Genomic DNA, 25,866 nt, shown 5'->3' on the forward strand with positions numbered 1-25,866 from the left:
GTTGCTGTCGCTTCGCTTTCGCACAGAAAAGATTTGTTGCTGTCGCTTCGCTTTCACACAGAAAAGATTTGTTGCTGTCGCTTCGCTTTCACACAGAAAAGATTTGCTGAATGAAGATAAAAAATTCTTTTCTAAACTACTTGAAAGTTACGCAACGTCATTTTGTACAATATTGGTAACAGTCAAAAAAGGGGGCCGCGAATTGCTTGTCATTCATGAAGTTTCAAAACACACAGGGATTTCAGTTCGAACACTGCGTTATTACGAAGAGATTGGTTTATTATTTCCGACAGCCAAAACAGAAGGTGGACATAGGTTATATGGTGAGGAAGAGCTAAAAACACTACAACAAATTGTGTTTTTAAAAACATTAGGATATCGATTAAAAGATATTCAAACATTGCTCAATGAATCTTGGGATTGGTCGGCAAGCTTAGATCATCAGCTTGCTTTTGTGCAAAAGGAGCAAGAAAAATTAAAGCAGATGGAGAGCGCCATACTTGGATTACAGCATGCTTTGACCATCGAGGGAAGTTTAAATGAATCACTTATTCAAAAGATCATTAAACTTTCTAATCAAGAAAATGGGGAGAAACAGGCATTTCGAAAACAAATTTTTTCTGATACTGATTTGAAGCTAATAAAAAAACTCCCGAATTTAAATCGCAATGATCCGCATTCTTTAGAGTGGATTGGTTTATTAGGTCAATTAAAGGAATTGAAGGAAAATTATGATGCTAAATCAGCTCCAGTGCAACGCATTATTAAACGAATGATGGAAAAAGCAGCAGAGGAATACAAAGGGCATGAATCATTTTTAGAAAAGATGTGGGAAATACGAAAATCCTCCTCACAGTCTGAACAGCTTGGCTTGTACCCGTTGGAGGAGGATTTCATACATTTTATTGAACAGGCTTTTACTATTTATGAAGCTAAAAATATCCGTAAAGGGGATCCTCAACAATGAGCACAGAAACTTTATTGTTTATTGGTGGCTTAGCTATACTAGATATGTTTAGCCCAGCTATAATCGGTGTGACTATATATGTATTGCTTGTGGCAAAAAAGCAGCAAAGTCGACTGCTATTAGCTTATTTAACGACAGTAGCTCTATTTTATTTTAGTACCGGCATTTTCTTAATGCTTGGCTTAGATGTCGTTTTTGATCCAATTGCCAATGCATTAAATAGCCACTCTGCTAGATTACTAATGACAATTGTGGGTGCGCTATTATTTGTCGGGAGTTGGTTAGTACCGAAGAAAAAAACTTCAGGATCCCCTAAGCCAAAATCGTTTAGTATTGGAGCAATGATTGCTTTAGGGTTCACGACTTCTCTTTTAGAAGTGGCAATGGCTTTACCCTATTTCGCCACAATAGGCATCTTAACAAGCAACCATTTAGCTTTTTATGAATGGTTGCCCATCATGGCCGGATATAATCTAATGATGATTACACCAGCAATCATCTTACTCGGCTTACACATACTATTCAGACGCTTTATGAATACGCCGTTAAGAAAAATACAAGCACTTTTTGATAAAAGCACAAGTTCAGCCCTGTCATGGATAATGTTTTTCGTCGGTCTTATTTTGCTGATGAATGGTGGTATGATCTAAGAAATAACATGGTAAAAATCCGCTATAATTTTTAATTGATAGGGCCGCTGTTTTTAGTTCTCATACCCTACCATAAAAGTTTACGCGGATTTTCACCTTAATACTTCCTTTAAATTTTCGTCATCGATGCATTTCTTTTCATAGTGATCGTTCCAATACCAATACAAACGATTGTCGATATTATTGTAATCACGAGACTCCACCAATAATCAGACATTTCCATCGTACCCCTCATTAATTGAACGCCATATACCGGTAACTTCCACGGGGATATCGTCCAAAATGTACCAACTATTGCATTAATAATTTGCCCCACAAAAATAAGAATAAATGCACATGAAGTTGCAACTATTGTTTTAAAGGTAGCACTCATCATCAATGTCACCGCTAGCACAAAGAGCAACCAAGAAAAATACGTGAAAAAACTTGCCACAAGTGACCCTATCTCAAATGTTCCATAAAGTACGACCGTGTAGTAAATGCTCGCAGCAAAACCAGCTAAAATACTAACAAAGCCAACAGTACTCATGACGACAAATTTACTCATAAAATAAGCGCTAAACGATATAGGACGTACATACAATAAAGTAGCCATGCCACTTGCTCTTTCTTTACTAATAGTCCCTACAAAAGTAGCCATTAATACGAGTAACCCTATCGTCTGAAATTGCCCAATGGAAGCTTGTAATAGGTCAACTGGCATTAATTCTGGCATCAACATTTCAAAGCCTTCTGGTAAATTACCAACAGCATTTAAAATATCCATCATATAATAGTTTGTCAGTGGATCACTCATTCCGAGCAAAGCAAATACAAGAGGTATCCATAAAAACTTCCAGCTTCGCCAAGCTTCTCTGAATTCCTTTTGTAGAAGTACATTAAATCCTCTCATATTTTTCTCGCCACCTTCATGAAAATCTCTTCAAGTGATGCTGTTTGTCGTTCCACTTTCCGTATTTTATAAGGAGCATTACTTAAATGATGCAGTAGCTCCTGCATGCTCGGCTTTTCATTAATGATTTCTATATATACGAAACGGCCCTTTACATTTCCTAAGAGCTCAGATTTATTAGTAAAATGTTGTGCCTCTTCTTCAGTATTAAATTCCACAACATAATTTGGTTCATCAAATCGTTGACGCACCTCGCGCAACGTTCCTTGCTCTACTAGCTCTCCATTCCGTAAAAACAACAATTGATCAGTCATTTCCTCGGCATCATTTAAAATATGTGTCGAATATAGAATAGTGGTTTCTTGTTGTAAGCCCTTCAATAAATCAAGGACTTCCCTTCGACCAACCGGATCCAAAGCAGATACAGGCTCATCTAATAACAGTAATTTAGGTTTATGAACAATTGCTTGGGAAATTCCAAGCCGCTGCTTCATGCCACCAGAAAATGTGGCAATTTTCTTATTTGCATCATTGCCTAGCCCCACAAACTCAAGTGTCTTTTGTGCTGCTAATTTCGCTTTTTTTGCAGGCACACCATTTAACTTTGCAGCCATTTCAGTAAACTCTAGCGCACTTAGCCACGGATGAAATTGCGGAAATTGTGGTAAAAAGCCAATATTAGATCTTAAATCACCATTCAGCACTTTTACACTTCCAGAGGTAGGTTTTAATAGACCCGTTAACATCGATAAAGTCGTTGTTTTACCTGCACCATTTGGTCCAATTAATGCTGTCGATGTATTTTCTGCTAATGTGAAATCAATTCCATCTACCACTACTTTGTCTGCAAATTGCTTTGTAAGCCCCGTTACTTGAAGTAATGTCGTCATGATTGTTTTCTCCCCACTATAAAGTACGCAATTGGCCCTAAAAGATTAACAAAAATAATAATAAACACCCATAATATTTTCGGTCCATTTGTTGCATGGATTTTACGTAAGTCGAATAGAGCTACAATCATTAAAATAATTTGAACTATGATTAGTGGCGCTATAACTGCCCAAGGAATTTTCGCTAATTCCTCCATCATACAGATCACCTCACCCATTGTTATATACCTACTATAACAATTTTGTTCTATTGTGTATATAACAAAATTGTTATTATTTAGCCGGTCATCTTACATACAATTACTAGATATTTATATATGATATTAATCAATTGATTAATCGATTAATTTTTATTTATGTTGATAATCAATAAAGGAATGGTATTGAATGAACTGGCAAAAATCACCAACATTAGAATGGAAACGCGAAGTGACTAATAACATCCAAAAAGCAGTCATTGCCTTTGCCAATACAATTGGTGGTGAATTGTATATCGGTGTGGATGATGATGGTCAAATTATAGGATTAGAAAATGCTCAACAAGCCCTGGAAGTTATTTATACTTATGAATAATAATCCGAATCAATTAGCATTCAAACATCGTAAAGATTTAAAAAATCACAAAGTTGAACAATACCAAAATTATTCGGATATTTTTGGAATCGAAAATTAGGATTTAATTTATACATTCTCATACACTTTCAGTTTACATAAAACTGAATTAGGCAGTAACAACAAAGGACAAACCCTTGTCGTTACTGCCTTTTCGTTTGAATAACTATAAATTGTGGATACATTTATACATGGTTGATCTGACAGTGCTTTTCGGCTAGATCATCAGTTGCAGCATATATAAAATATTGCATACTGATTCTTGTTTCTTTTTTAATTTTTATCTTGTCTTGTCTCATATTTCTACGTCATTGTGTATTAACTAAGAGGTTTTATTTCTCTCTGGCGCAGGTAAATTTCCGAATAAAAACCAAGCACGCGGAAAAAGACGATGCATTATGCGAATAAATACATAACAGAAAATGACCGTTAAGATAAATCTCATAAATATGTATAAATGTATATGTGATGGAATGAGGCTTCTCAAACTATCGCCTAATAGGTATAAAATAAATGGATGCACTAAATAAAACCCAAACGAATAAATTCTTAAATGCTCTGCAAAGTCATTGAGCTTTCGTCCTCCGTGATGGACTAAATAAATACTGATTTTGAATAGTACGAAACATGAGAGAAGCATATAACTAATAGATAAAAATTTGAATACCATATATGAAATTTCATCGTATCCTAATATATTACGGAAATAATACAGCATTGTATAAAAAATTCCTAATAAAAAGGTGCAAGAAATCCACATGAAATATTGCTTTTTCGACCATTGTTCCTTTAAGGATTGATAATGTAATGCGACCCATCCACCGAAGAAAAAGCTCGCAATATATATTGAAAATAATGGAACAGTAAAGGAAATATCAAACATCTCAAAGTAGCTTTGAACAGCTAATTCAACAGCAAAGCCAATGAATAATAAATATTTTTTAAACCACCAAAAGCGCTTTACAAGATAGATGAAAAGCGGCATTAAAAAATAAAGCTGCACTAAAATTAAAATGAAATATAAATGATAATAGGCTCCCCCCGTAACGATAGAAGTGAACATCGTCTTCCAATCTGTAAATACTCGAACTCCTTGGTAATAGGAAAATAACTCATAAAAAATGGACCAAATGAGGAAAGGTCCTAAAATAAACATAAATCTACGCTTATAAAAGTTTGACCATGTTTGTTTTGTAAAGGGCTTCGATTCATAATTGTAAAACAATGTAAGGCCACTTAAAAATACAAAAACAGAGCCTTCAAAGCGTGTAAAGCGATTTAAAAATAAATAGAAAAAATATGAGGGACTATCATGTGGGATTTTACTTAATGCAACTCCAGTAGCGTGAATTAAAATAACAAGTAACATCGCCGTTACTCGCATAAATTTTACTGCGTCAATTCGTTCTTTATTTAAAGACAATTGAAGAACCTCCCTAGACACAATAATAACTTTATTCCAACTGGTATTCAACGACAAACCGGGCAAATATTAGGGTTATCACCATAACGTGTGGTTGATTTCCGTTCCGACTGGGCACTTTGTAGCTGACGCTTCGCTTTCGCTACAAAAAACATTGTTGTTGCTGTCGCTACTCTTTCGCACAGAGCAAAGCTCCCCGGGGGCGTCCGATGAGCGCTTGAGCCAACTGATGTTTTCTGTGCGAAAGTAGTAAAGTTTACGGTCATAAAAACACGTATAAATTCGTGATTACCAAATTTATACGTGTTTTTAATTAGGCTTTTTTAGTCATTTGTTTTATTCACTCGTGTTGAACAATGCCTTAATTTGATTCAAAACCATTAGAATCATCGACTGCTAACGCCATAGCTAAAGCGTAAAATGTGCGACGAGCACCAGCACAGTTTGGAGATTCTTTGTCAGTAGTAGTAAGGTCTGTAGCTGAACTAACTGTCCCTTCTGTATTTGAAGCATCGGCTAATACATCTAAGCGGGCTAAATCCCAAAGGCCCGAACGACCGTGCGATGGGAAGTAACTTTGACCATGCAATGCTTGACCAACTTTAAGTTGAAGTTTAATTGCTTTTCCGATTTTATTATTAATATTTGCAAAGCCTTGACCTGTAAATCCAGGGTAAACATTGAACAATCCAACCATTGCTTGATTGATTCCCTCACCCTTATTAGGCATTTGCCATGGATTTTTAATCAACTCGGATGAACCTAGCATAGCATTTTCCGGAATGTACATACCCCAATATTTAGCTCGGCTAAACACATTACTAATTAAAGTATTTTTAATAGTTGAGTAGTTAGTGAAAATGTCTTGGTAAGTATTAATCATCTGTGTCACCATAATCCCAGAATCTGAATCAACATTTGGAACAAGATTGTACCATGATGAAGCTGTTGGGTTTTCAATTAAACTTGCAAATATTTGTAAGAATGTTATTGCAAATGTATTATAGGCTGGAGAATCGAATCGAGATCTTAGCATGCTATTTGCCAAGGTTACTTCGGAAAATCCATGAACCGGAAGAACCCTTTTAGCAGTTAATGAATTGTTAAAGGGCTCTTGTTGGAAACATCCTTTAGAAGCATTAGCAACTGAAGTATTAGATCCCCAATGTGTATAACTAAGAACATCTCGGATTGCATTTTTCATATTATATGCAGGATCTAATGAAGCTCCAGTCCCATTAACTTTTACATCATAAACATGTGCCGCCATCCAAAAAGCAATTGCATTTATCGACGCATTAAGAATAAATCGCTCGTTTTTAGTGTTGTAATAGGAATGGTGATCTATATAATCTCTACCGCTTGTTCCTGGTTGAATACCAGCAAAAGAAACTTGTCCTGAACTATCAAGAACTGTAGGCATTTCTAAGTAATTTTTTTGAGGATCGTTCGATAAATCTGCTGTCGTTATCCAGTATCCGATTTGCCCCGAATATGGACCAGTAGCAAAACGATACGCTTTTTCTGAATCATTGTATGTCCAAGCAGACGGCGTACGATGATACATTAAAGCATAGTATTCTTTAGAATTTAATACTTCATTAGCAAAATAGTCTCGGTATCTTACTAACAAAGCATCCACATTAGAAAGCGATACATCGCTCTGACATTCATCTAACTTCTTAAGCATTGCTACACCAAGATAAATAAAACCAGCTAATGGATTGATTGTCGGAAAATTATATGTTCTTTCCAAAAGTTTAGGAATCACAGTTTTAACAATTTCCTCGTAAACTGCATCACGCTCCCCAGCTAGTGCCTTTTGTTGAGCAAACTGGGCACAGAACATCATTAATTGTCCAACACCTTGTTGATATGTTGATGCATCACTTGTACCATCTAACAAATAGTTTTGGAAAAATTTCCGTACTCGTGGATATCGACCTTTGTCCTTCTTATAAGGATGGTTTACAGATGACTGCTCCGTAGACAATAGAAAAGCTTCCGCGAAGGCTTGAGCTTCTTGTAATGGTGTAAATGTAGTCAATTGAATCACTCCAAAATTTGTATTTTTAACTTACAAAAAATAAAGTGAATTATATTTTTAAAAATAAACCAACTATTGAAAAAGAAAAAGTCATAGATTAGCTGTATCATAAAAAAGAAGATGTACCAAATTGGAAAAATCCTTTGGCACATCTTCTCATTTATTTATATAGCTTCTGCAAAGCATCTTCCATTTTAGGTCGGATTGTTACTTGTGGACGAGCGTTCTTTACAGCCTCTTCCGCTTCCTCAAGAGAATTAGCTACGCCAAGCTCCATTAATACGGCAGTCGCTGCAACACCTGCGCGACCTCCCCCACTTCCACAATGGAAGTACACTTTCTGTCCATTCTCATAAGCAGAAACAATTTCTTTTGCAACTTTTTGAATAGATGGTGCGACTTCTAATTCTTCATCAGCAATTGGCATATGCTTGTACACATAGGAAGCCGCCTCCTGCTCCTCAGCACTTAAGCCATTTACTCGAACATCAATCACGACATCAACTACTTCTTGCTCAAAAGCAGAATCTGCATCTTTTGCACCGCCCAAAAATAATCGGTCCTTTACTAATACATCGTAGTTTTTCTCCATTGTATGCACGCTCCAAACGACTATTTTAGCAAATGCTTAATATCATCATAATACGGAAGAGCTGTTAATGCTCCTGCCTTAGTTGCTGCCAAAGCACCTAGCTTATTACCAAAGCTTGCACAACGAACAAGTTCCTCCTCCGTTGTAGGTAAACCATTGTAATGAACATCGCGTAATACACCAGCCATAAATGCATCTCCAGCACCTGTAGTATCTACTGGCACAACCTTTTCTGTCGGTACATGAATAACTTCACCATTTAATACCGCATATGTGCCATTTTCCCCTACTGTTACTAAAATAATCGGTACTAAATAACTATTTAATTGCTCAATTCCCTCTTCTAACGTAGTCGTCTCTGTAAGGAAATACAATTCTTCGTCAGTAACCTTTAAAATATCTACATGCTCAAAAAATGAAGTAATGGTCTCACGGCAAACCTGTTCACTGCTCCAACGTAGAGGACGAATATTCGCATCCATTGCAATAATAGTCCCTTTTTCCTTTGCCATCTCTACAGCAGCACGTGTTGTTTCAAGGGCTGTAGGATGGAACATTGTACCCGAGCACACTGTTAAAGCAGATGCATGTTTAAAAGCTGCGTCATTTAATTGTGACGCTTCAACTTGTAAATCAGGCGTCTCATCGACATAATCCTTAAAAATTCGCTCACATGCTTCTGTTAAATGTACATAAACACCGCTAACACGCTTTGTAGGATCAAATACGGCATAATCCAGGTTTACCCCTTCTTGTGCAAGGCCATCTCGAACAAATTGAGAGCCTTCGTCATCTCCTGTAATCGTAATTAATGCAGATGGAGCACCGATACGGCTAATACCTGCAGCAACATTCACCGTTGCACCACCCATATATTTTGTAAAGGATGTATTTGTTACATCATCAGCAATATAATCAATAAAAGCGTCTCCATAAACTAAAATAAAATCCTTATCTTCCTTTGTCATCGTTGTCCTCCTGAAACTCTAGTCATTATAGATTAACACGAAATTTGTTGTCGAATAAAGTTTTAAACTTTCGGAAAAATAATCAATTATGCCTTGACATAATTGTTGCTGTCGCACAGATAAACAATGCGACCGGAATCGGCCTTGTGCTTAGGCCTACGTGATGCAGGTCAGTTAGCCGTTATCGCATGGATGCGATGTCATTAAGCTAACATCCTATATTGAACTCCTTTCCGATTCCGTGACATCCGCCGGAGGCCTTACCTTCTTTCAGAATATCACCATTTATTCAAAAACTTGAGACATCCTCTATCTTTGTTATACTTGCCTATAGGAAGGTAGGGATTTTGACAATGAGTATTACAATTCGACAAGCGCAACTACAGGATGCCCATGCCGTTGTACCATTAATTATTGATGCGATTGGTGATATTGCCAACCGTTTAACAGGAGAACAAACAGCTAAAGCAGTGGAACAGGAACTTACTGTACTATTCAAGCGTGAGGACAATCGACATTCCTATTTAAATACTTTTGTTGCTGTTAAAGATGAGCAAGTAGTAGGAATTCTTGTTTACTATAATGGTGTTGAAGCCATTCACATGGATGCAAATCTCGTAAAATGGCTTGAAGAAAAAAATGCACCATCCATTATCATCGATAAAGAGGCTCATGAAGATGAATATTATATCGATACCATTTGTGTAGCACCAGAAGCTCGCGGTAAAGGAATTGGAACATTATTACTACAATTCGCAATCGAAGAAACACAAAAACGAAGCTATACAAAATTATCACTAAATGTTGAAACGCAAAAAGAGGACGCTCGTCGCCTGTATGAACGCATGGACTTTGTCATTACAGAGCCTTGGTCTATAATCGATGAACCATTTCATCATATGGTGAAACAGTTTTAGGAAGTGAAACACAAAAACATGAATAAAAATTTATTTTACGCTCTATTAATTGTCATCGCTTCAAGTAGCTATGGAATTTTATCGACAATTGTCAAAGTAGCTATGCAGCATGGCTTTACATCAGGGGAAGCAGTATCCAGTCAATATATTATTGGCTTTATCATAGTTCTAACTATTTTTATAGCGACACAAAGACAGTTGCCGAAGCTTTCTAAAAAGGGACTGTTTATTTTAGTTTGCGCTGGAATATTTACTGGTACTACAGGGATTGTATACGGTGAATCATTAAAGTATCTACCAGCCTCTCTTGCAGTAGTCATGCTGTTCCAATTCACCTGGATAGGCTTACTATTAGATTGCGCACTACATAAGCGATTACCAAGTCGAGCTGAAGTGATTTCTCTCATTGTATTATTTGCTGGAACCATTTTAGCTGCTGGTGTACTAAATGTAGATTTAAGCGGTATCGCTGTTCAAGGCTGGCTACTAGGTTTTGCTGCTGCCTTTACCTTTGCTTGCTTTATCCAATTTAACTCTCGACATGTGGAGGGTATTACAACTACATCACGCGTGTTAATTGTTTCCTTCGTCGCTCTTATTTTGATTTGTATTTTCCTAAATCCTGAAATTATTTGGAACGGAAAATTATTTAACGAAGGCTTATGGAAATTTGGATTAACCCTTGGGATTTTCGGTATTATTTTGCCGATTTATTTATTCTCTATAGCTGTTCCTAAAGTGGGAGGGGCTCTTGCCTCCATTTTAAGTGCTATAGAGTTACCCGTTGCCGTTACCGTTTCAGTGATTGTTCTAGATGAACCACTAACTTCTTTACAAATAGCGGGTATCATTTTGGTTATTGTCGGTATGATGCTACCGACAATACTTTCGCAACGGCGACAAAAGGAAAAATCTTTAGAGTCGATCAATAAGTAAATACTTTAACCTAAACTAGAAAGGGAGATGTATCATATTTTTTGATACATCTCCCTTATTTCTGCATTCACTATAAACCAAGCGCTCTATACATAAACGCTGTAAATTGTGCGCGTGTTAAGTTTTCGTTTGGTCTAAAATTGCCGTTTTCATCGCCTAATGCAATGTTATGGTCTGCTAAAGTCGCAATATATCCACTCGCCCAGTGTGATGAATCGACATCCTTGAACGTACTATTGCCTTCTGGCGTTAAATCAAATGCTAGCACTAGTATTTTCGCCATTTGGGCACGTGTTATATAGGCATTTGGACGAAACTCCCCGTTCGAACCATCCACAATACCCGCTCGTTGCAGTCGTGTAATTTGTTCATAATATACATGACTTTTAGGTACATCCGAAAATGATACAGCACCTCTAATTGGTGTTAATTGTAACGCACGGTCAATCATAAGCACCACGTGCTGACGTTGAATCATATCATTTGGTCGGAAAGTGCCATCTGGGTAGCCTTTAATAATGCATCGTTTAGCAATTTCTTCAATCATTTCTTTTGCCCAGTTATTATCGATATCCTTGAAAATAATGTTACAACCATTACTCTCCTGCGTCCATCGAGCATACAATGTTAGATCTTTTGTTACTACATCTTTCTTAAAATCCCATGATTCCGTGAGTTCCTCATCCTTGTACCAACCAGCAAATGTATAGCCTTCCTTCATTGGGTTAGAAGGTGCTTGCATTGATGCTTTATAGGCTACAGTTTGGGACGGTACTTCACTTCCTCCATTTGTATTAAACGTGACGATATAGCTTTGCGAACCTTGCCCGGATCCCCCGTTTGAAGAATTATACTTCGTCCATTCAGCATATAATACTTCGTTATTTGTCACTACATCGTGGTCAAAATCCCACTTTTCAGTGAGTTTTTCATCCTTATACCAACCGGCAAATGTATGATCTTCCTTCACAGGGGTAGTGGGTGCTTGTAGCAATTCACCTTTTGAAACTTCTTTAGACGAGACTTTACTTCCTCCATTGGAATCAAAAGTGATGATATAGCTTGATGTAGCTTCACCAGATCCACCTTCAGAAGTATTGTCCTTCGACCATTTCGCATACAATGTGATGTTTTCTGTTACGGCATCTTTCTTAAAATCCCACGATGTTGTAAGTTCTGTGTCCTTATACCAGCCGGCAAATGTATAATCTTTCTTTACCGGGACAGTTGGTACTTGGAGCAATTCTCCTTCCAATACTTCTTCAGATGGTACTTCACTTCCTCCATTTGAGTTAAAATTAACAAAGTACTTTGTCTGTACCTCACCCGATCCATCTTCTGAAGAATTCCACTTTGCATAAATTGTCATTGGCTGTAATACAGATTTATTCCATTCGATCGTATAATCTTTATCTTCAAACCAGCCACCAAACGTTTTATCCTTTTCATCTCGCTTAAGTTGACTTTCAAATGAAGAGTTGTTTATTTTAGGTGTTCCGTGGAATGTTACAAAATCAAATTCATTAAAATTAAAGGCATCCTCTCCTATTTTTATTACACTTGACGGAATCTCTACATTTGTTAATCGATTATTTTCAAATGCATATGGTCCTATCACTGTTATACTTGATGGAATCTCCACACTTTTTATTTGATTGTTTGCAAATAAACTATACGCTATAGACGTAATGCTTGAAGGAATTTCTACACTTGTTAACTGATTATATTCAAATGCAGCATCATCTATCTTAGTTAAGCTTGATGGTAGCACAACACTTGTTAATCTATTTTTATAAAATGCTCCATATTCTATCGTTGTTACACTTGACGGAATTTCTATGCTTGTTAATTGATTTTTAGCAAATGCATGTGGCCCTATTGTTGTTACACTCGATGGAATTTCTACTTCTGTTAATTGGTTATTATTGAATGCCGTATGCGCTATCGTTTTAATGTTTGAGGGAAGCTTTAAACTTGTTAATTGATTATTACTAAATGCAGACCATTCTATCGTTGTCACACTTGAAGGAATGACTAAGTTCGTTAGTTTATTATCTGCAAAAGCATGTGTCCCTATCGTTGTTACGCTTGGCTCTATCTCCAAGTTTGTTAGTTGATTATTGGCAAATGCAAATGACCCTATCGTTGTCACACCAAGCTGGATTTCTACATTTCTTAACTGATTATATCTAAATGCATTCGACGCTATCGATTTCACATTTGAGGGGATTTTTATATCTCTCAATTGATTATAAGAAAATGCATTGTATCCTATCGTTGTTAAACTTGATGGAAGCTCAGCGCTAGTGAGCTCATTATGATCAAATGCATATGGTTCTATCTTTGTTACACCTTCGGGAATTTTTACACTTGTTAATTGATTATAAATAAATGCATCCCATTTTATTGTCGTTACACCTTCGGGAATCTCTACACTCGTCAATTGATTATAAGAGAATACGCTTGTCTCTACCGTTGTCAGACTTGATGGGACCTCTACATGTTTTAAATGATTATGTGCAAATGCATATGATCCTATTTTTGTTACACTAGATGGAAGTTCTACAGTTTTTAGTTGGTTAGCATAAAATGCACCTTCCTCTATCGTTGTTACACCTTCTGGAATCTTTACGATTGTTAAAAAGTTATCTGCAAATGCACTTCTTCCTATCGTCGTCAAGCTTGACGGAAGCTCTACACTTGTTAGTTGACGATTATGAAATGCTTGATCATCTATTACTACGACTGGTTGATCATCTATTTCATTAGGGATAACGATATCCTTTGAAGAACCATTATAGCCAGTTATGGCAACACCATTGTACATACTTCTCGTTATGAACTCTTTTTCATGTTCACTTGTTGCTATGACTTCATCTTCGTGGTTTGGCATTTCGCTCTTATCTTTATTATCAACAAGTTCTTTATCACTTGATGTTCCATTCCCATCTTCATTTTCACCTGCCGCTTTATAATCGTCTTCATCATTTGAAGTTACGGCTTCATCTTCATTGTTTAATGCTTTGTTTTCATCTTTATCATTCGGTACTACAATGTCATTCTCACCATTGCTTGTCGCATAAACAGTTAGACTACCCAATGACAATTGAGAAAACACCAAAAGCATGGAAACTAATAATGAAAAGGCTTTTTTCATTTAATAAACTCCTTTCAATATATAAATTTGTGATTAAGCAATAGATGAAAAAGAAATACTTAGAAGCATCACTACTATTACCACAAATACAAATTTGTTTACTTTTTACACTTAACCTATACCTCTAATCGAACTCATTTAAACATTTTTTCCCTATTTTAAGTATTTTTTTTACTTTTCATCTCTTGCAATTTCCGATTGTATCGCACTTTACAAAAGAATAAAAATCAACTTTTGTTGATTTTCTAGCAGAATCTGATAATAGTGAATTTGAAAATAATGCGTTTTAAAATTCGCACTTGATTTGAATGATTTTCAACGAGTATTGTTGAGAACTAGTAGCGCTTTTTAGATTTTGTGTATAGAGTTTTTGATGGTACCACCTCTGTACTACTTGCACTGTCGAAGGATTAAGAGCCATTTTTCAACTCTTTATATAAAATCATTCCATTTTCAAAAAAAAACAAAAAAGGACATCCTTTTAAAGGAAATCCTTTAATGATTATTGCTGACTAAAGGTAAAACCTTCTGATGCAAATCAATATTTGCACACTTTTGAACATATTTTGATAATCTATTCTGAAAAGCTTTAATTCTCGCTACTTTAAAGGGTTTTCGACTCTAGTGAACACCTTTGCTATCTATTATTTACTTAGTTATTATGAATCTAATTATAATTTTTTAATTATTCTAACATTAATACGGTGTCTCCGGATTATACTGCTATATGTAAGTTTTTCACTATTAGGGAGGGGGAAGATTATGCAGAAAACACGTATTTTCGGTTTTTTACTTGTGCTGATGGTTATTGTCTTAGCTGCTTGTAGTAGTGATAACAAGACTGTTACAAAAGATGCAAAGGATAACGACAAAACGTCTAATTCTGAAAAGACCGATGTTGCAGCTACACCATCTGGAAAGCTTGTGATCTATACAGGGCGCGATGAAGAAATGGTGAAAAAGGTAATCGCTCAGTTTAATGAAAAGTACCCGGACATTGAAGTGGAATTTTTAACGATGGGCGCACAACAAATTTTAGAACGCCTACGTGGTGAGAAAGCAAATCCTCAGGCTGATTTTTGGTGGGGCGGTACGCAATCTGCGCTAACTGTCGGTGCCAATGAGGATTTACTTCACGCTTGGAAGCCTAGCTTTAACGACTCCATTGATGCAGCTTATAAAGATGCAGATGGTCGTTGGTTTGGTGAAATGTTACTGCCAGAGGTCATTATGATTAACAAAGATTTATTAACGAAAGAAACGGGCCCACAAGATTGGGATGATCTATTAGATCCAAAGTGGAAGGATAAAATTTTAATTCGTGGTGTGTTAGCATCTGGGACGATGCGTACTATTTACTCATCTATGATTTTACGTCAAGGTGCAGATACACCTGAGAAGGGCTACGATTGGTTATTAAAATTAGATGCCAATACGAAGGAATATACGCAAGATCCAAATGCACTTTATTTAAAGATGACACGACAAGAAGGCAGCGTTTCTTTATGGAATTTGCAAGATATTTTATTAAAGAAATATACGACTGATTATCCGTTCGATTACATTTATCCGAAGAGTGGTGCTCCGATTTTAGTTGATGGTGTTGCTGTTGTAAACAATGCAAAAAACTTAGAAAATGCAAAGCTCTTCACAGAATTCATATTTGAAAAAGGAATGGTGACTCAACTAGCCAACGATTACTATCAAATCCCTACTCGCTCAGATATCGATAAAGCCGCAATGCCTGAGTGGTATAAAGAATTAGATTTAAAAACTTTTGATATAGATTGGCAGCTCATGACTGAGAAAGAAGCTGAATGGATGGAGCATTGGGATAACAATATTAAAGGCCGAGGAAAAAAGTGACCAATTCCTAACTTGTCCTATGGTTCTGAAATCTAAAACATCTACGAATATTGTTCATGTTTATAAGCCTCGAGTATATTTTGCTCGAGGCTTCATGCAACTAATTTTCTAACGAGAAAGGAGCATTTCATTTGAAAAGTGTCAAAATAGAAAATGTCTCTAAGAAATTCGGTCAAATACATGGCGTAAAAGATTTAAATCTTCATATTAAAGCTGGTGAGTTTTTCACTTTTCTCGGTCCAAGTGGTTGTGGGAAAACGACAACGCTTAGGATGATAGCCGGTTTTTATTATCCAACGGAGGGGAAAATTCTTTTTGATGATTTTGACGTGACAAGACTTCAACCGAATAAACGCAACATCGGTATGGTGTTTCAAAATTATGCCCTCTTTCCACATATGACGGTAGACGAAAATATCGCCTTTGGCTTACAAGTACGGAAATTTTCAAAGGCAGAGATTAAGCAAAAAGTTGACCGTATTAGAGGGCTTGTCCATTTATCACAATATGGCAATCGGAAAATTAATGAATTATCTGGTGGGCAGCAGCAACGGGTTGCATTGGCAAGAGCACTGGTGATTGAACCTGATATTTTATTATTAGACGAGCCATTATCAAATTTAGATGCGAAATTACGTGAAGAAACGCGGATTGAAATAAAAAGAATTCAGTCCGAGCTCGGTGTCACAACCATTTATGTTACGCATGATCAAATGGAAGCTATGTCCATGTCAGATCGTATTATGGTCATGGAAAATGGGCACGTCAGACAAATCGGTACTCCTCAAGAAATTTATAATCGGCCCTCAAACCGCTTCGTAGCAGATTTTATTGGTGAGACAAACCTCATTGAAGCGGCAATCGACGCCGTCAATGGTGACAATATACAAGTAAAAACAGCAAGTGGACTTGTTCTCACTGGGCGAAAGCAACAAAGCTCCCCCACTTTAACGCATATGATTGGAGACAAAGTTTTTATTTCTATTCGTCCTGAATCTATTCATCAAGGTACTGGTGAAAACACATTAACAGGTAAAATAACCTTCGTTGAATTTACAGGGATTAGTGTGAACTACATTGTGGAATGTCTAGATTTTTCACTAAAAGTAATGATTATTAATATGAATGGTCAATTCAAAAAAATTGGTGAAGACATCACTTTAAATATAGCCCAAGATTCACTGTATTTTTTAGGGGAATAGGAGGGTAACAACATGGAAAAAACATACCTTAAACTTTCAGAAGGAAATGCATGGACACGACTAACTAGTTCAAATTGGTTTGTGTATATATTAGTTGCACCATTATTTTTAGTGTTGTTTGCCTATGTCGTATACCCGTTCTATCAAACTTTTATAGAAAGCTTTTCTAGTGATGATGCGCTAGCTAATTATAAAAAGTTTTTTAATCTCGCTAGCCCCGCAAATATAGAGGCATTATGGACTAGTATATATATATCCGTTATTAGTGTTATTTGCTGTGCAATTGTCGGTGTGACCATGGCATTTCTACTGGAACGCTATGATTTCCCAGGCAGACGGATACTCTCTGTTTTAGTATTGGTACCTATGGCTCTTCCGCCATTAGTAGGTGTACTTTCCTTTACATTTTTGTATGGAGAAAGTGGTATTTTCCCACGTGCATTTCAGCACCTATTCGGTTTAGAGCAAGTACCTTTTTCATTAAAAGGCATATGGGGGGTTATCGTAGTACATACATTCACTATGTACACTTACTTCTACTTAACCGCCTCAGCAGCTATAAAAGGTCTTGATCCAGCTTTAGAGGAAGCCGCAACTAGCTTAGGTGCCGGTCGTATTCGAGTATGGACAAAGGTTATTTTGCCCATGTTAACACCTTCGATTGTTGCCTCATCCTTACTCGTATTTATGATATCTATGGCATCCTACACGGCACCTTTAATGTTCGGTGTCGAACGCACAATGACGATGCAAATCTATTTATCACGTACGAATGGGAATTTAGATATGGCAGCAACACAATCTATGATTTTATCCTTTGTGTCCATTACCTTTTTAATTGTTATGCGTTGGTATCAAAACCGCCGAAATTATCAAAACCTCAGTAAAGGGATTAGTGTGCATCGATCTGAAGTGTCTTCAAAAAGCATGAAAATTTTAGCGACTATTGCGTCTTTCCTAGGCACATCAATTTTAATTTTGCCAATTTTAGTGCTTATATTAATTTCATTTTCTGTTGATGGTGCATGGAAAACGCAAATTCTCCCAACCGACTATACATTGGATCATTATCAAGCACTCTTTACAGATGAACGGACATGGCGACCAATTTGGAACTCCATTCAAATGGGGATCGTTGCAACACTCGGCAATATCCTTTTCGGTGTCGCAGCAGCCTACGCTATGGTACGGTTAAACTTTAAAGGTAAAACATTACTCGATATTTTAATCATGGTTCCTTGGGCGTTACCGGGAACGGTGGTAGCTGTCAATTTAATCGCAGCCTTTAGTACGGAAAATATATTCGCCTTTAATCAGGTTCTTATTGGGACATTCTGGATTTTACCGTTAGCCTATTTCATAAGACATTTACCGCTCGTTTTCCGGTCTACATCGGCATCTCTTGTTCAATTAGATCAGTCTATCGAAGAAGCATCACGAAGCTTAGGTGCAACTTGGTGGTATTCATTTAGACGTATTGTATTGCCACTAACATTTACAGGCATTTTGGCAGGTACATTACTAGCACTTGTTCAAAGCTTCGGCGAATTCGTAGCATCTATTCTTATTTACAGTACGTCAACAATCCCATTATCAGTGGCGATATTCCAAAAATTGTATGCATTTAAATTTGGAACTGCTTGTGCATATGGCGTCTTACAAATTTGTTTAATTTTAATTGTGCTTATTATTTCCGAGAAGTTATCTAAAGGCAGTGCTGGTTCGGCCATATAACTGCTATCTACTAGGAGGCAATTAATATGTTTGAAGATTTCCGCAGCAAAACGCAGCAAGAAGATGGTATGATTTTCCCCTCTAATATTTATCGTAAAATCGTCTTACAGCCAGCTTATGAAGAAGCCAAGAAGAACTTTTTAACCATCATGCTACAAATCAATATTGCACACTTAAAAATGTTAGAAGAACAGGGACTTGTAAAAAAAGAAGAAGCAAAACAAATTGGTATTGCACTAAAAAAACTAGACTTGAACTATTATCGTATAGAGGATTACAGCCCGCGATATGAGGATTTATTTTTCCGCATCGAAAATAAATTAATAGAGCTTGCTGGCGATGTTGCCGGGAATCTTCACATAGGTAGAAGTCGTAATGATATGGGCATTGCCATCTATCGAATGACTTTAAGAAAAAAATTGTTATTGCTTATGCGAGAATTGCTGACATTACGGGATGATTTAATCGCAGCTGCCGAGGAGCATGTTGATACGATTATGATTGGCTATACACATACACAGCAGGCACAGCCAACAACCTTTGCCCATTATTTGAAAGCTGTCATCGATCAACTTGAACGAGACTTTGAACGCTTGCAGCATGTTTATAAAACAGTGAATCGTAGCAGTATGGGAGCAGCAGCATTAACGACAACAGGCTTCAATATTAATCGTGAGCGCATGCGTGAGTTATTGGCATTTGATGATATTATCGAAAATGCGTGGGACGCTGTTGCTGGTGCAGATTATATTGCAGAGGCAGCGAGTATTATTCAGCTTGCGGCACTTAATCTTGGCCGCACATCCCAAGATTTTTTACTATGGGCTACACAGGAATTCAATGCATTTACGCTGGCAAGTCCGTACGTCCAAGTTAGCTCTATCATGCCACAAAAGCGTAATCCTGTTTCGATAGAGCATACACGTTCATTGCTATCTGCGGTTGTTGGTGATGCTAGTACAGTATTACAAATGGTACATAATACACCGTTTGGAGATATCGTGGACACAGAAGATGATATGCAACCATATTTATGGCGTGCTATCGACCGTTTAATAGGTATTTACAAACTATTTGGTTCGCTTGTTGTGACAATGAATGTGAACAAGAAAAAACTAAGAAATCGAGCAGAAAATAGCTTTGCCAATGTAACTGAGCTTGCCGATACATTAGTGCGTTCTGAAGGGATTTCATTCCGCCAAGCACATAGTATTGTTAGTAAATGTATTAAGGTCTTACTCTCTCATGGCGAGGAATCTCTAGCAAGTCTTACATGGGGTCTAGCGAATACGCAATCCAAATTGATTACTGGTAAGCCATTAAAAATCTCTGAAGAAGATTTTTATAATACATTAAAACCAGAGACTTTCGTTGCTGTCCGTACATTACCTGGTGGTCCAGCACCCGTAACGATGAAAGCCTCTCTTGAACGCTCCAAGGAAAATGCTCAGAACCTTTATGAATGGATTCGTTTGAAAGAGTCTATAATTGTTGAGGCAGAAAAACAATTAACTGTATTTATAGAGGAATGGAATCAATGATGGAATGGCTACTTATTATTGACGGTGGTGCTACAAAAACGGCATGTGCGGTCGTACATGCCGAGTCAGGTGAAATAAAATATACAAAATCAACGAGTGGCTCGAATTATCAAGCAATCGGTGCTGAATCTGCTACAGCAATATTGCATGCGTTATTGGCCCATGTACAGGACTTTTTGCAAAAGCAAGAGTGCTCAAATATATCTGTAGCTACCTTTGCAATGGCTGGGATTGATTCTCCCAAAGATCATGAAATCGTGTCAGCAATCGTTCATAGCGTAATATCAGCATTACAATTAAAGATAAATACGCTTATTATTGAAAATGATGCACAGGCCACATTACTAGGTGTTACGGCCGGACAGGCAGGCGCTTTACTCATAGCTGGAACAGGAGCCATTGCGTACGCATTTGATGGCTCGCAAATAATAGTACGTGCAGGTGGTTGGGGACATCGTGCTGGAGATGAAGGTAGTGGCTATTGGTTAGGGCAAGAGGTTATACGCGCCATTTTCCGAATGGAAGACGGGCGTGGTGAGCCGACCCTATTAAAAGATGCAGTCTATGATTACTTACGAATCCAAGATGTTACAGAGCTAGCTACATGGCTGTTCCGTCCATCTTACACAAATGCACAGCTTGCAAAAATGGGAGCCTTTTTGGCAGATGCCGTGACCAAAAAGGATTCATGTGCCATTCAAATATCAATGCGTGCTGCTCAGGAATTAGTGCTCCTTGCATGCGCCGTGTTGAAAAAAGTTGGCTATCAAGGAGAAGCATTTACTCTTTATTGTAATGGTGGTGCCATTAAGCATAATCCATTAATTTTTAAAACTTTTTCACAGGAAATGAAGTCGATGTATCCGCAAATCGAAGTTTCCCTGTGTCAGCACCAACCAATCTATTATCTTATAGAGCGAACAAAAAGGGCCTATGACAATCTGTAATGTCATAGGCCTTTCATGTTGTTGAAAACTATTTTGTTCAATGAAATTAGGATGCTCTATTAAATAAAATATGGCTCTTCGGCAAAACGAGGGGTTGATTTCCGTTCTGGCTGGGCGCTTTGTTGCTGACGCTTTGCTTTCGCTACAGAAAACATTTGCCGCTGACGCTTCGCTTTCGGAGAGCAGAGCTTCCTGGGGGCGTCCGATGAGCCGCTTTTGTTGTTGCTGTCGCTTCGCTTTCGCACAGACAAAAACCGTGTTGCTGTCGCTTCGCTTTCGCACAGACAAAAACCGTGCTGCTGTCACTTCGCTTTCGTCGAGGAATAAAACTTCCCCCACTAAAAGTGAGACAGGCGATACCCTGCACGGAGATCGTTTTCATTGATCACCCTTAAAGCGCCATTTTTTTCAGTTCATTTGTCGTGAAATATAAATAGCCATCCTTCACAAATAAATCCTTCGTATCTTCCCGATTTAATATTTGCTCTCCGCTTCCATCCGGGCGAATTTTCGTTAAATACGCTCCTTGTGAATAATTACTAAAATATAGCCAACCATCTGCATAAACAATGTATTGTGCACGCGAACGGGAAACACGCTGCGATTTACCTGTTTTCAGATCAAGCACGTACAATTTATTATCATCAGAAACACTGCTATAAAAAATTTGCTGTCCTACCTGTGTAGAGAAATCTATATCGTGAAAGTAGTTATACGTTGTACTCGTTGCTTTCGGGTAGTCTTCAGCAATCCACTTATGATCTTTTGCCATCGTTCGATCATCCACTAAAAAATATTGATAGCGAATCGCCCCTTTACGATCAGGTACTGGATCATTCCATGTAGTATCAAGATGATACCATTGACCATCAAGCTTTACTAAATTCCAAGCATGTCCTTGCTGTCCGACATAGCCGACTATATATTTTGTTTCTATCCCTAGCTTTTGTAACATCGTATGAGCCAACAATGCATAGCCCTGACAAACACCACCATGTTCTTCCAGCACTGTATATGCGCTATGTGGGCTTGAATTGGTTTGGTCTGTGTAGGCAGTGTTGGCAACGATATAATCATTGACAGCCCTAACCTTCTCTACATCACTTAATGATTTTTTATTGATAGAGGCTACAATCTCTTGAACTTTCATTTCAACAAATGCGGCTTGTTCTGGTGTCATTAAATAACTTTGTTCACCAAAAATAGTGGCTGTATTTCCTCCATATTCAAAACGAATTGAACGTTTGCTAATATGCCCATATACATAATCATCCCGCTTTGTCGCATTTTCATAGGCTTCCTCCACAATCTTTTCAATCCGTTGTGTATCTCCTTTATATTGAATCTCAAACGTAGGTGAAAAACTACTGTAGTACGCATACATCGCATCAGCCATTTCCTTTGCATTTGTTACAACTAGCTTTGCTTCAGGTGTTTTAGAAGTAGGAGCTGTAACGGGTACCTTTTCTTCTGGCTGTTCTTCTACAGGTGTGGCCGTTTCAATTGAGGCATTCTCTGAAAGTTTAGCAGTGGCATCTATAATTTTTTCCTTTGTTGAGAGAAGCATCGTTTCTATTTCATCATTATTTGCCCAAGTTATCACTTGTTGTACAACCGCTTTACCAGCTGTATAAATAGGGTCAATAAAAATAACGATAATTACGATAATGGCTAATTTTTTCCACAAAATGCTCACCTCCGACTGTTTTCCTGTTTTCATTATATACAAAAAAAGCACAAAGGGCTTACTCGGAAGTCCTTGTGCTTTCATTTTATAAAGATAGTTGAAGCTTAGTTTATTTTAAGATTTTGTTCTTTTGCATTAACATTATAATTTAAACGATTATCACTAACGCTTAAGTTAGCAACTGATTGCTTCACAAGCACCTCAGTTTTTAATGTTTGAAGATTTAATTTTGTTAAGTAACCACTGTTACTGTAATCACTGAAATATAAATTGTTGTCTGATCCTGTGATGTACAAGGCACGTTTATCCATTACCTTTGTTTTCTTACCGTTTGTTAAATCAAGCTTGTACAATTTATCGTTATCCGCTGTATTACTGAAGTACAATGTATTATTAACTTCATATGCGAAATGAACATTTTGCATATAGCTATATGTTGTACTTGTTGCAGCAGGATAATCTGAAGCTTCCCACTTATGGTCTTTCTTTAGCTGTGCATCATTTACTAAAAAATAATCATATGAAGAAGAGCCGACGCGATTTGGTAGTGGATCATTCCATGTTGTATCTAAATGATACCACTTACCATCAACCTTCACTAAATTCCATGCATGTGCCTGATTACCATTAACATAGCCTACAACATACTTGGATTCGATTCCTGCTTGCTCCAACATTTTATAAGTTGTTAAAGCGTAGCCTTGACATACAGCTTGTCCTTCCATTAGTAATGCATATGCACCATGAGGACTAGCACTTGTTTTAGTGCCATATGCAGTATTTGAAACAATATAATCATTGATCGCTTTTACTTTTTCAAATTCTTTCATTGAAGGCTTAATAATTGTTTTTAATACTTGATCAATCTTTTGTTGTACGGCCGCTTCTTGTTTTTTGTCTGTGAAATATTTTATTTTATATGTCACATTGCCTGCTGAATCTGCAGAAACAGTCATGCTTTCCATATGACCACTTGCATAGACCGCTTGCTCTTGTGCCTTTTCAAAGGTCTCCATAATTTTTTTACTGAAATCAGTCATTGGACCGCTATATGTAATTTTAATCTCTGGTTCGAAATTATTTAATTGTTTTGCGATTTCTTTTGTGAATTGATCCCAAGTTGTTACTTTGGCATCTGCTACTACATTAATAACTGGTGAAGTATTTACTGGATGTGCGTCTGTATTTTTAGCATATGCTGCTGTTGGACTTAACATTAGTAATGCTACCCCGCTTATCAACCATTTCTTCATAATAAATCACCTTCCCGTTTGTTATATCCTGTAATTAGGATAGCAGAAAAAGTAACTACAAATCTATCGTACAAGTTCACTAACTATGACTTTCAACTACCGATTTTACTTTATCGAATAGGTCAAAACTCCCTATAATAAAATATTAGTACCGATTTTTGCAAAAAAATAAAAACCCACCTGTTTTTAGTGAGTTTCTATAGCCTTTTCCATCTAAGCAGGCTTCGCTCTATGTTAACGACTTTTCACTACTAAATTGACGGCCTCCTGAATAGCTTCATTCATTTTCTCGCCGTCACCTTCAGCATTTTGTACACATTCTAAAAGATTCGTACTAACAATTACACCTACTGTACGATCTACTGCTGAACGTACTGCCGATAATTGAGTAATAACTGCCTTACAATCTTTTCCTTCTTCCATCATTTTTAAAATTCCACGTAGCTGGCCTTCCATCCGTTTCACACGATTTTTCACTTGATCTGAATATTCCATCATTATTGCCCCTTCTTTCCTATACTCGCTACGTTCATGAGTAATTATTATTTTTTATCCTAGCACATTATTTCAAAATTAAACCTACTTATTCCTTGGTTTTAAGTAATTCTTAAGCATTTTAGCAATAATTGACCTTGCATTTGTTATTTCATCATACTGAATAACTGTATTTTTCTTTATTCGTAACTGTCCTATCTCTACTTCAAAAATTGGACACTTCCTTTTAAGTGCAGCAACTAACATATTTGTGTCGTAGTCATATCGCTCACCTTTTACTTTCATCAGCCATGGTAGCTCCTTTATAGAAATAAAACGTAAGCCTGTTTGTGTATCCATTAGCTTTCTATGATAAAGAAGCTCAAAAAATAAGCTTGTTGCACGATTACCCCAGTATGATAAAAGAGTGCTGTCAGAAGAATGGAAGTTACGGACTCCTAGCACAATTCCTTCAGAAAATACCTTTGTCATCGTTAAAACTAGCTTTACATCTTGTAACGTATGTTGGCTATGAGCACCTACTGTAATCACACCTTGAAAAGCGCCCCTTTGCTCCCTTACATAGGCAAATGCTGTTTTTAATGCCCCACCCTTACCAATATTGTGGTCATGCTCAAGCACTCGACAGCAGTCAATCTTTTTCAACTCCTCAAAAATACCTGCATATTTTTGATCGCTACCATCATTGACAATAATAATTTGGCTAATAGTGGTGGCTAACAATTGATGGACATAGGTTATAAGTGAATGTTGTGGATTATAGGCTGGTATAATTGCTACAATATTTTTCATCATTTCTATCCCCCGGATCACTATACAGCGGAACTTTGGTAGCTGCACTTTTTAGCAATATCTACTACGAATTTCAACGAATATCCTTATATCAAATAGTATCATTTAACAAGGGCAATTCAACTGATAACCCTAATGTATCAATAATATCGATATTTTCCCGATATATGAAAAAAGAATATTTTTATGATTTATCACCAAAAGTTGTGGATGACATTTGTTAAAACGTATGCCATATAGGTTGAGTGGAGACTGGGCGACTCCTTGGGGATCAGCGTCACAGATGAGACCCTGGAGC

The 25,866-nt window shown here is 37.1% G+C and carries 24 protein-coding genes; 10 read left to right on the plus strand and 14 right to left on the minus strand.

Annotated elements, in window-relative coordinates:
* Together QRN68_RS18400 and QRN68_RS18405 are read left to right on the plus strand one after the other, a co-directional pair.
* Nucleotides 1-967, plus strand: a 967-nt coding sequence (locus tag QRN68_RS18400) for a MerR family transcriptional regulator (RefSeq protein WP_285398355.1), incomplete at its 5' end; no start/stop codon positions are given.
* The gene (locus tag QRN68_RS18405; protein WP_285398356.1) at nucleotides 964-1,617 is read left to right on the plus strand and encodes a GAP family protein; all 654 of its coding nucleotides are present in this window, start codon (nucleotides 964-966) and stop codon (nucleotides 1,615-1,617) included. The genes QRN68_RS18400 and QRN68_RS18405, both read left to right, overlap by 4 nt.
* 109 nt (nucleotides 1,618-1,726) lie before the next feature.
* On the opposite strand, the gene QRN68_RS18410 is transcribed toward QRN68_RS18405, so the two are convergent.
* From QRN68_RS18410 to QRN68_RS18420, 3 genes are read right to left on the minus strand one after another with little or no spacing between them, the layout of a single operon-like run.
* Nucleotides 1,727-2,509 carry an ABC transporter permease gene (locus tag QRN68_RS18410; RefSeq protein WP_285398357.1) on the minus strand — a complete coding sequence of 261 codons (783 nt, stop codon included), beginning with the start codon at nucleotides 2,507-2,509 and terminating at the stop codon, nucleotides 1,727-1,729.
* Complete coding sequence (locus QRN68_RS18415; protein WP_285398358.1) at nucleotides 2,506-3,399, minus strand: ABC transporter ATP-binding protein; 894 nt, start codon at nucleotides 3,397-3,399, stop codon at nucleotides 2,506-2,508. The genes QRN68_RS18410 and QRN68_RS18415 overlap by 4 nt, the downstream gene beginning before the upstream one ends.
* Nucleotides 3,396-3,599: a PLDc N-terminal domain-containing protein gene (locus tag QRN68_RS18420; protein WP_285398359.1), complete on the minus strand. Its 204-nt coding sequence runs from the start codon at nucleotides 3,597-3,599 to the stop codon at nucleotides 3,396-3,398. The genes QRN68_RS18415 and QRN68_RS18420 overlap by 4 nt, the downstream gene beginning before the upstream one ends.
* Before the next feature lie 187 nt (nucleotides 3,600-3,786).
* Between QRN68_RS18420 and QRN68_RS18425 the strand changes: the two genes are divergently transcribed.
* Nucleotides 3,787-3,972, plus strand: a complete 186-nt coding sequence (locus QRN68_RS18425; protein ID WP_285398360.1) for an AlbA family DNA-binding domain-containing protein — start codon at nucleotides 3,787-3,789, stop codon at nucleotides 3,970-3,972.
* 361 nt (nucleotides 3,973-4,333) lie between these two features.
* Here QRN68_RS18425 and QRN68_RS18430 read toward each other — a convergent pair whose 3' ends face one another.
* The 5 genes from QRN68_RS18430 to QRN68_RS18450 all read right to left on the minus strand — a co-directional run bounded on the left by QRN68_RS18430 (nucleotide 4,334) and on the right by QRN68_RS18450 (nucleotide 9,041).
* Nucleotides 4,334-5,434, minus strand: coding sequence for an acyltransferase (locus QRN68_RS18430; RefSeq protein ID WP_285398361.1), 1,101 nt, complete (start codon nucleotides 5,432-5,434; stop codon nucleotides 4,334-4,336).
* A 47-nt stretch (nucleotides 5,435-5,481) separates the two neighbouring features.
* Nucleotides 5,482-5,700 (minus strand): hypothetical protein, encoded by a 219-nt coding sequence (locus tag QRN68_RS18435; protein WP_285398362.1) that lies wholly within the window; start codon nucleotides 5,698-5,700, stop codon nucleotides 5,482-5,484.
* A gap of 95 nt (nucleotides 5,701-5,795) precedes the next feature.
* Nucleotides 5,796-7,481, minus strand: a complete 1,686-nt coding sequence (locus tag QRN68_RS18440) for a hypothetical protein (RefSeq protein WP_285398363.1) — start codon at nucleotides 7,479-7,481, stop codon at nucleotides 5,796-5,798.
* A 160-nt stretch (nucleotides 7,482-7,641) separates the two neighbouring features.
* A complete protein-coding gene (locus QRN68_RS18445; protein WP_285398364.1) occupies nucleotides 7,642-8,073 on the minus strand; it encodes a protein-tyrosine phosphatase family protein in 432 nt (143 codons plus the stop codon).
* 20 nt (nucleotides 8,074-8,093) lie between these two features.
* Nucleotides 8,094-9,041 carry a carbohydrate kinase family protein gene (locus QRN68_RS18450; RefSeq protein ID WP_285398365.1) on the minus strand — a complete coding sequence of 316 codons (948 nt, stop codon included), beginning with the start codon at nucleotides 9,039-9,041 and terminating at the stop codon, nucleotides 8,094-8,096.
* 353 nt (nucleotides 9,042-9,394) lie between these two features.
* Here QRN68_RS18450 and QRN68_RS18455 point away from each other — a divergent pair, with 353 nt between their 5' ends.
* Nucleotides 9,395-9,958: a GNAT family N-acetyltransferase gene (locus QRN68_RS18455; RefSeq protein ID WP_285398366.1), complete on the plus strand. Its 564-nt coding sequence runs from the start codon at nucleotides 9,395-9,397 to the stop codon at nucleotides 9,956-9,958.
* Nucleotides 9,959-9,976: 18 nt separating this feature from the next.
* On the plus strand, nucleotides 9,977-10,894 hold the full coding sequence (locus tag QRN68_RS18460; RefSeq protein WP_285398367.1) for an EamA family transporter: 918 nt from the start codon (nucleotides 9,977-9,979) through the stop codon (nucleotides 10,892-10,894).
* Nucleotides 10,895-10,964: 70 nt separating this feature from the next.
* On the opposite strand, the gene QRN68_RS18465 is transcribed toward QRN68_RS18460, so the two are convergent.
* Nucleotides 10,965-14,051, minus strand: coding sequence for a leucine-rich repeat protein (locus QRN68_RS18465; protein WP_285398368.1), 3,087 nt, complete (start codon nucleotides 14,049-14,051; stop codon nucleotides 10,965-10,967).
* Nucleotides 14,052-14,813: 762 nt separating this feature from the next.
* On the opposite strand from QRN68_RS18465, the gene QRN68_RS18470 reads away from it, so the two are divergent.
* The 5 genes from QRN68_RS18470 (at nucleotide 14,814) to QRN68_RS18490 (ending at nucleotide 21,341) form a co-directional block, all read left to right on the plus strand.
* Nucleotides 14,814-15,917, plus strand: a complete 1,104-nt coding sequence (locus tag QRN68_RS18470; RefSeq protein WP_285398369.1) for an extracellular solute-binding protein — start codon at nucleotides 14,814-14,816, stop codon at nucleotides 15,915-15,917.
* 131 nt (nucleotides 15,918-16,048) lie between these two features.
* Nucleotides 16,049-17,119, plus strand: a complete 1,071-nt coding sequence (locus QRN68_RS18475; protein WP_285398370.1) for an ABC transporter ATP-binding protein — start codon at nucleotides 16,049-16,051, stop codon at nucleotides 17,117-17,119.
* 12 nt (nucleotides 17,120-17,131) lie between these two features.
* A complete protein-coding gene (locus QRN68_RS18480; protein ID WP_285398371.1) occupies nucleotides 17,132-18,853 on the plus strand; it encodes an ABC transporter permease in 1,722 nt (573 codons plus the stop codon).
* A gap of 26 nt (nucleotides 18,854-18,879) precedes the next feature.
* A complete protein-coding gene (gene argH / locus QRN68_RS18485; RefSeq protein WP_285398372.1) occupies nucleotides 18,880-20,394 on the plus strand; it encodes an argininosuccinate lyase in 1,515 nt (504 codons plus the stop codon).
* A complete protein-coding gene (locus tag QRN68_RS18490; protein ID WP_285398373.1) occupies nucleotides 20,391-21,341 on the plus strand; it encodes an N-acetylglucosamine kinase in 951 nt (316 codons plus the stop codon). Before argH ends, QRN68_RS18490 begins: the two co-directional genes overlap by 4 nt.
* A 142-nt stretch (nucleotides 21,342-21,483) precedes the next feature.
* Here the strand turns inward: QRN68_RS18490 and QRN68_RS18495 are convergent, their stop codons facing one another.
* The 5 genes from QRN68_RS18495 to QRN68_RS18515 all read right to left on the minus strand — a co-directional run bounded on the left by QRN68_RS18495 (nucleotide 21,484) and on the right by QRN68_RS18515 (nucleotide 25,568).
* On the minus strand, nucleotides 21,484-21,723 hold the full coding sequence (locus tag QRN68_RS18495; protein WP_285398374.1) for a hypothetical protein: 240 nt from the start codon (nucleotides 21,721-21,723) through the stop codon (nucleotides 21,484-21,486).
* A gap of 9 nt (nucleotides 21,724-21,732) precedes the next feature.
* Complete coding sequence (locus QRN68_RS18500; RefSeq protein WP_285398375.1) at nucleotides 21,733-23,028, minus strand: transglutaminase domain-containing protein; 1,296 nt, start codon at nucleotides 23,026-23,028, stop codon at nucleotides 21,733-21,735.
* 104 nt (nucleotides 23,029-23,132) lie between these two features.
* Nucleotides 23,133-24,281 carry a transglutaminase domain-containing protein gene (locus tag QRN68_RS18505; protein WP_285398376.1) on the minus strand — a complete coding sequence of 383 codons (1,149 nt, stop codon included), beginning with the start codon at nucleotides 24,279-24,281 and terminating at the stop codon, nucleotides 23,133-23,135.
* 234 nt (nucleotides 24,282-24,515) lie between these two features.
* Nucleotides 24,516-24,776 carry a metal-sensitive transcriptional regulator gene (locus tag QRN68_RS18510; RefSeq protein WP_053993550.1) on the minus strand — a complete coding sequence of 87 codons (261 nt, stop codon included), beginning with the start codon at nucleotides 24,774-24,776 and terminating at the stop codon, nucleotides 24,516-24,518.
* 84 nt (nucleotides 24,777-24,860) lie between these two features.
* A complete protein-coding gene (locus QRN68_RS18515) occupies nucleotides 24,861-25,568 on the minus strand; it encodes a glycosyltransferase family 2 protein (RefSeq protein WP_285398377.1) in 708 nt (235 codons plus the stop codon).
* Between the last annotated feature and the right edge of the window lie 298 nt (nucleotides 25,569-25,866).

The organism is Lysinibacillus sp. fls2-241-R2A-57, assembly GCF_030209535.1.
In the GTDB taxonomy this organism is placed as follows: domain Bacteria; phylum Bacillota; class Bacilli; order Bacillales_A; family Planococcaceae; genus Lysinibacillus.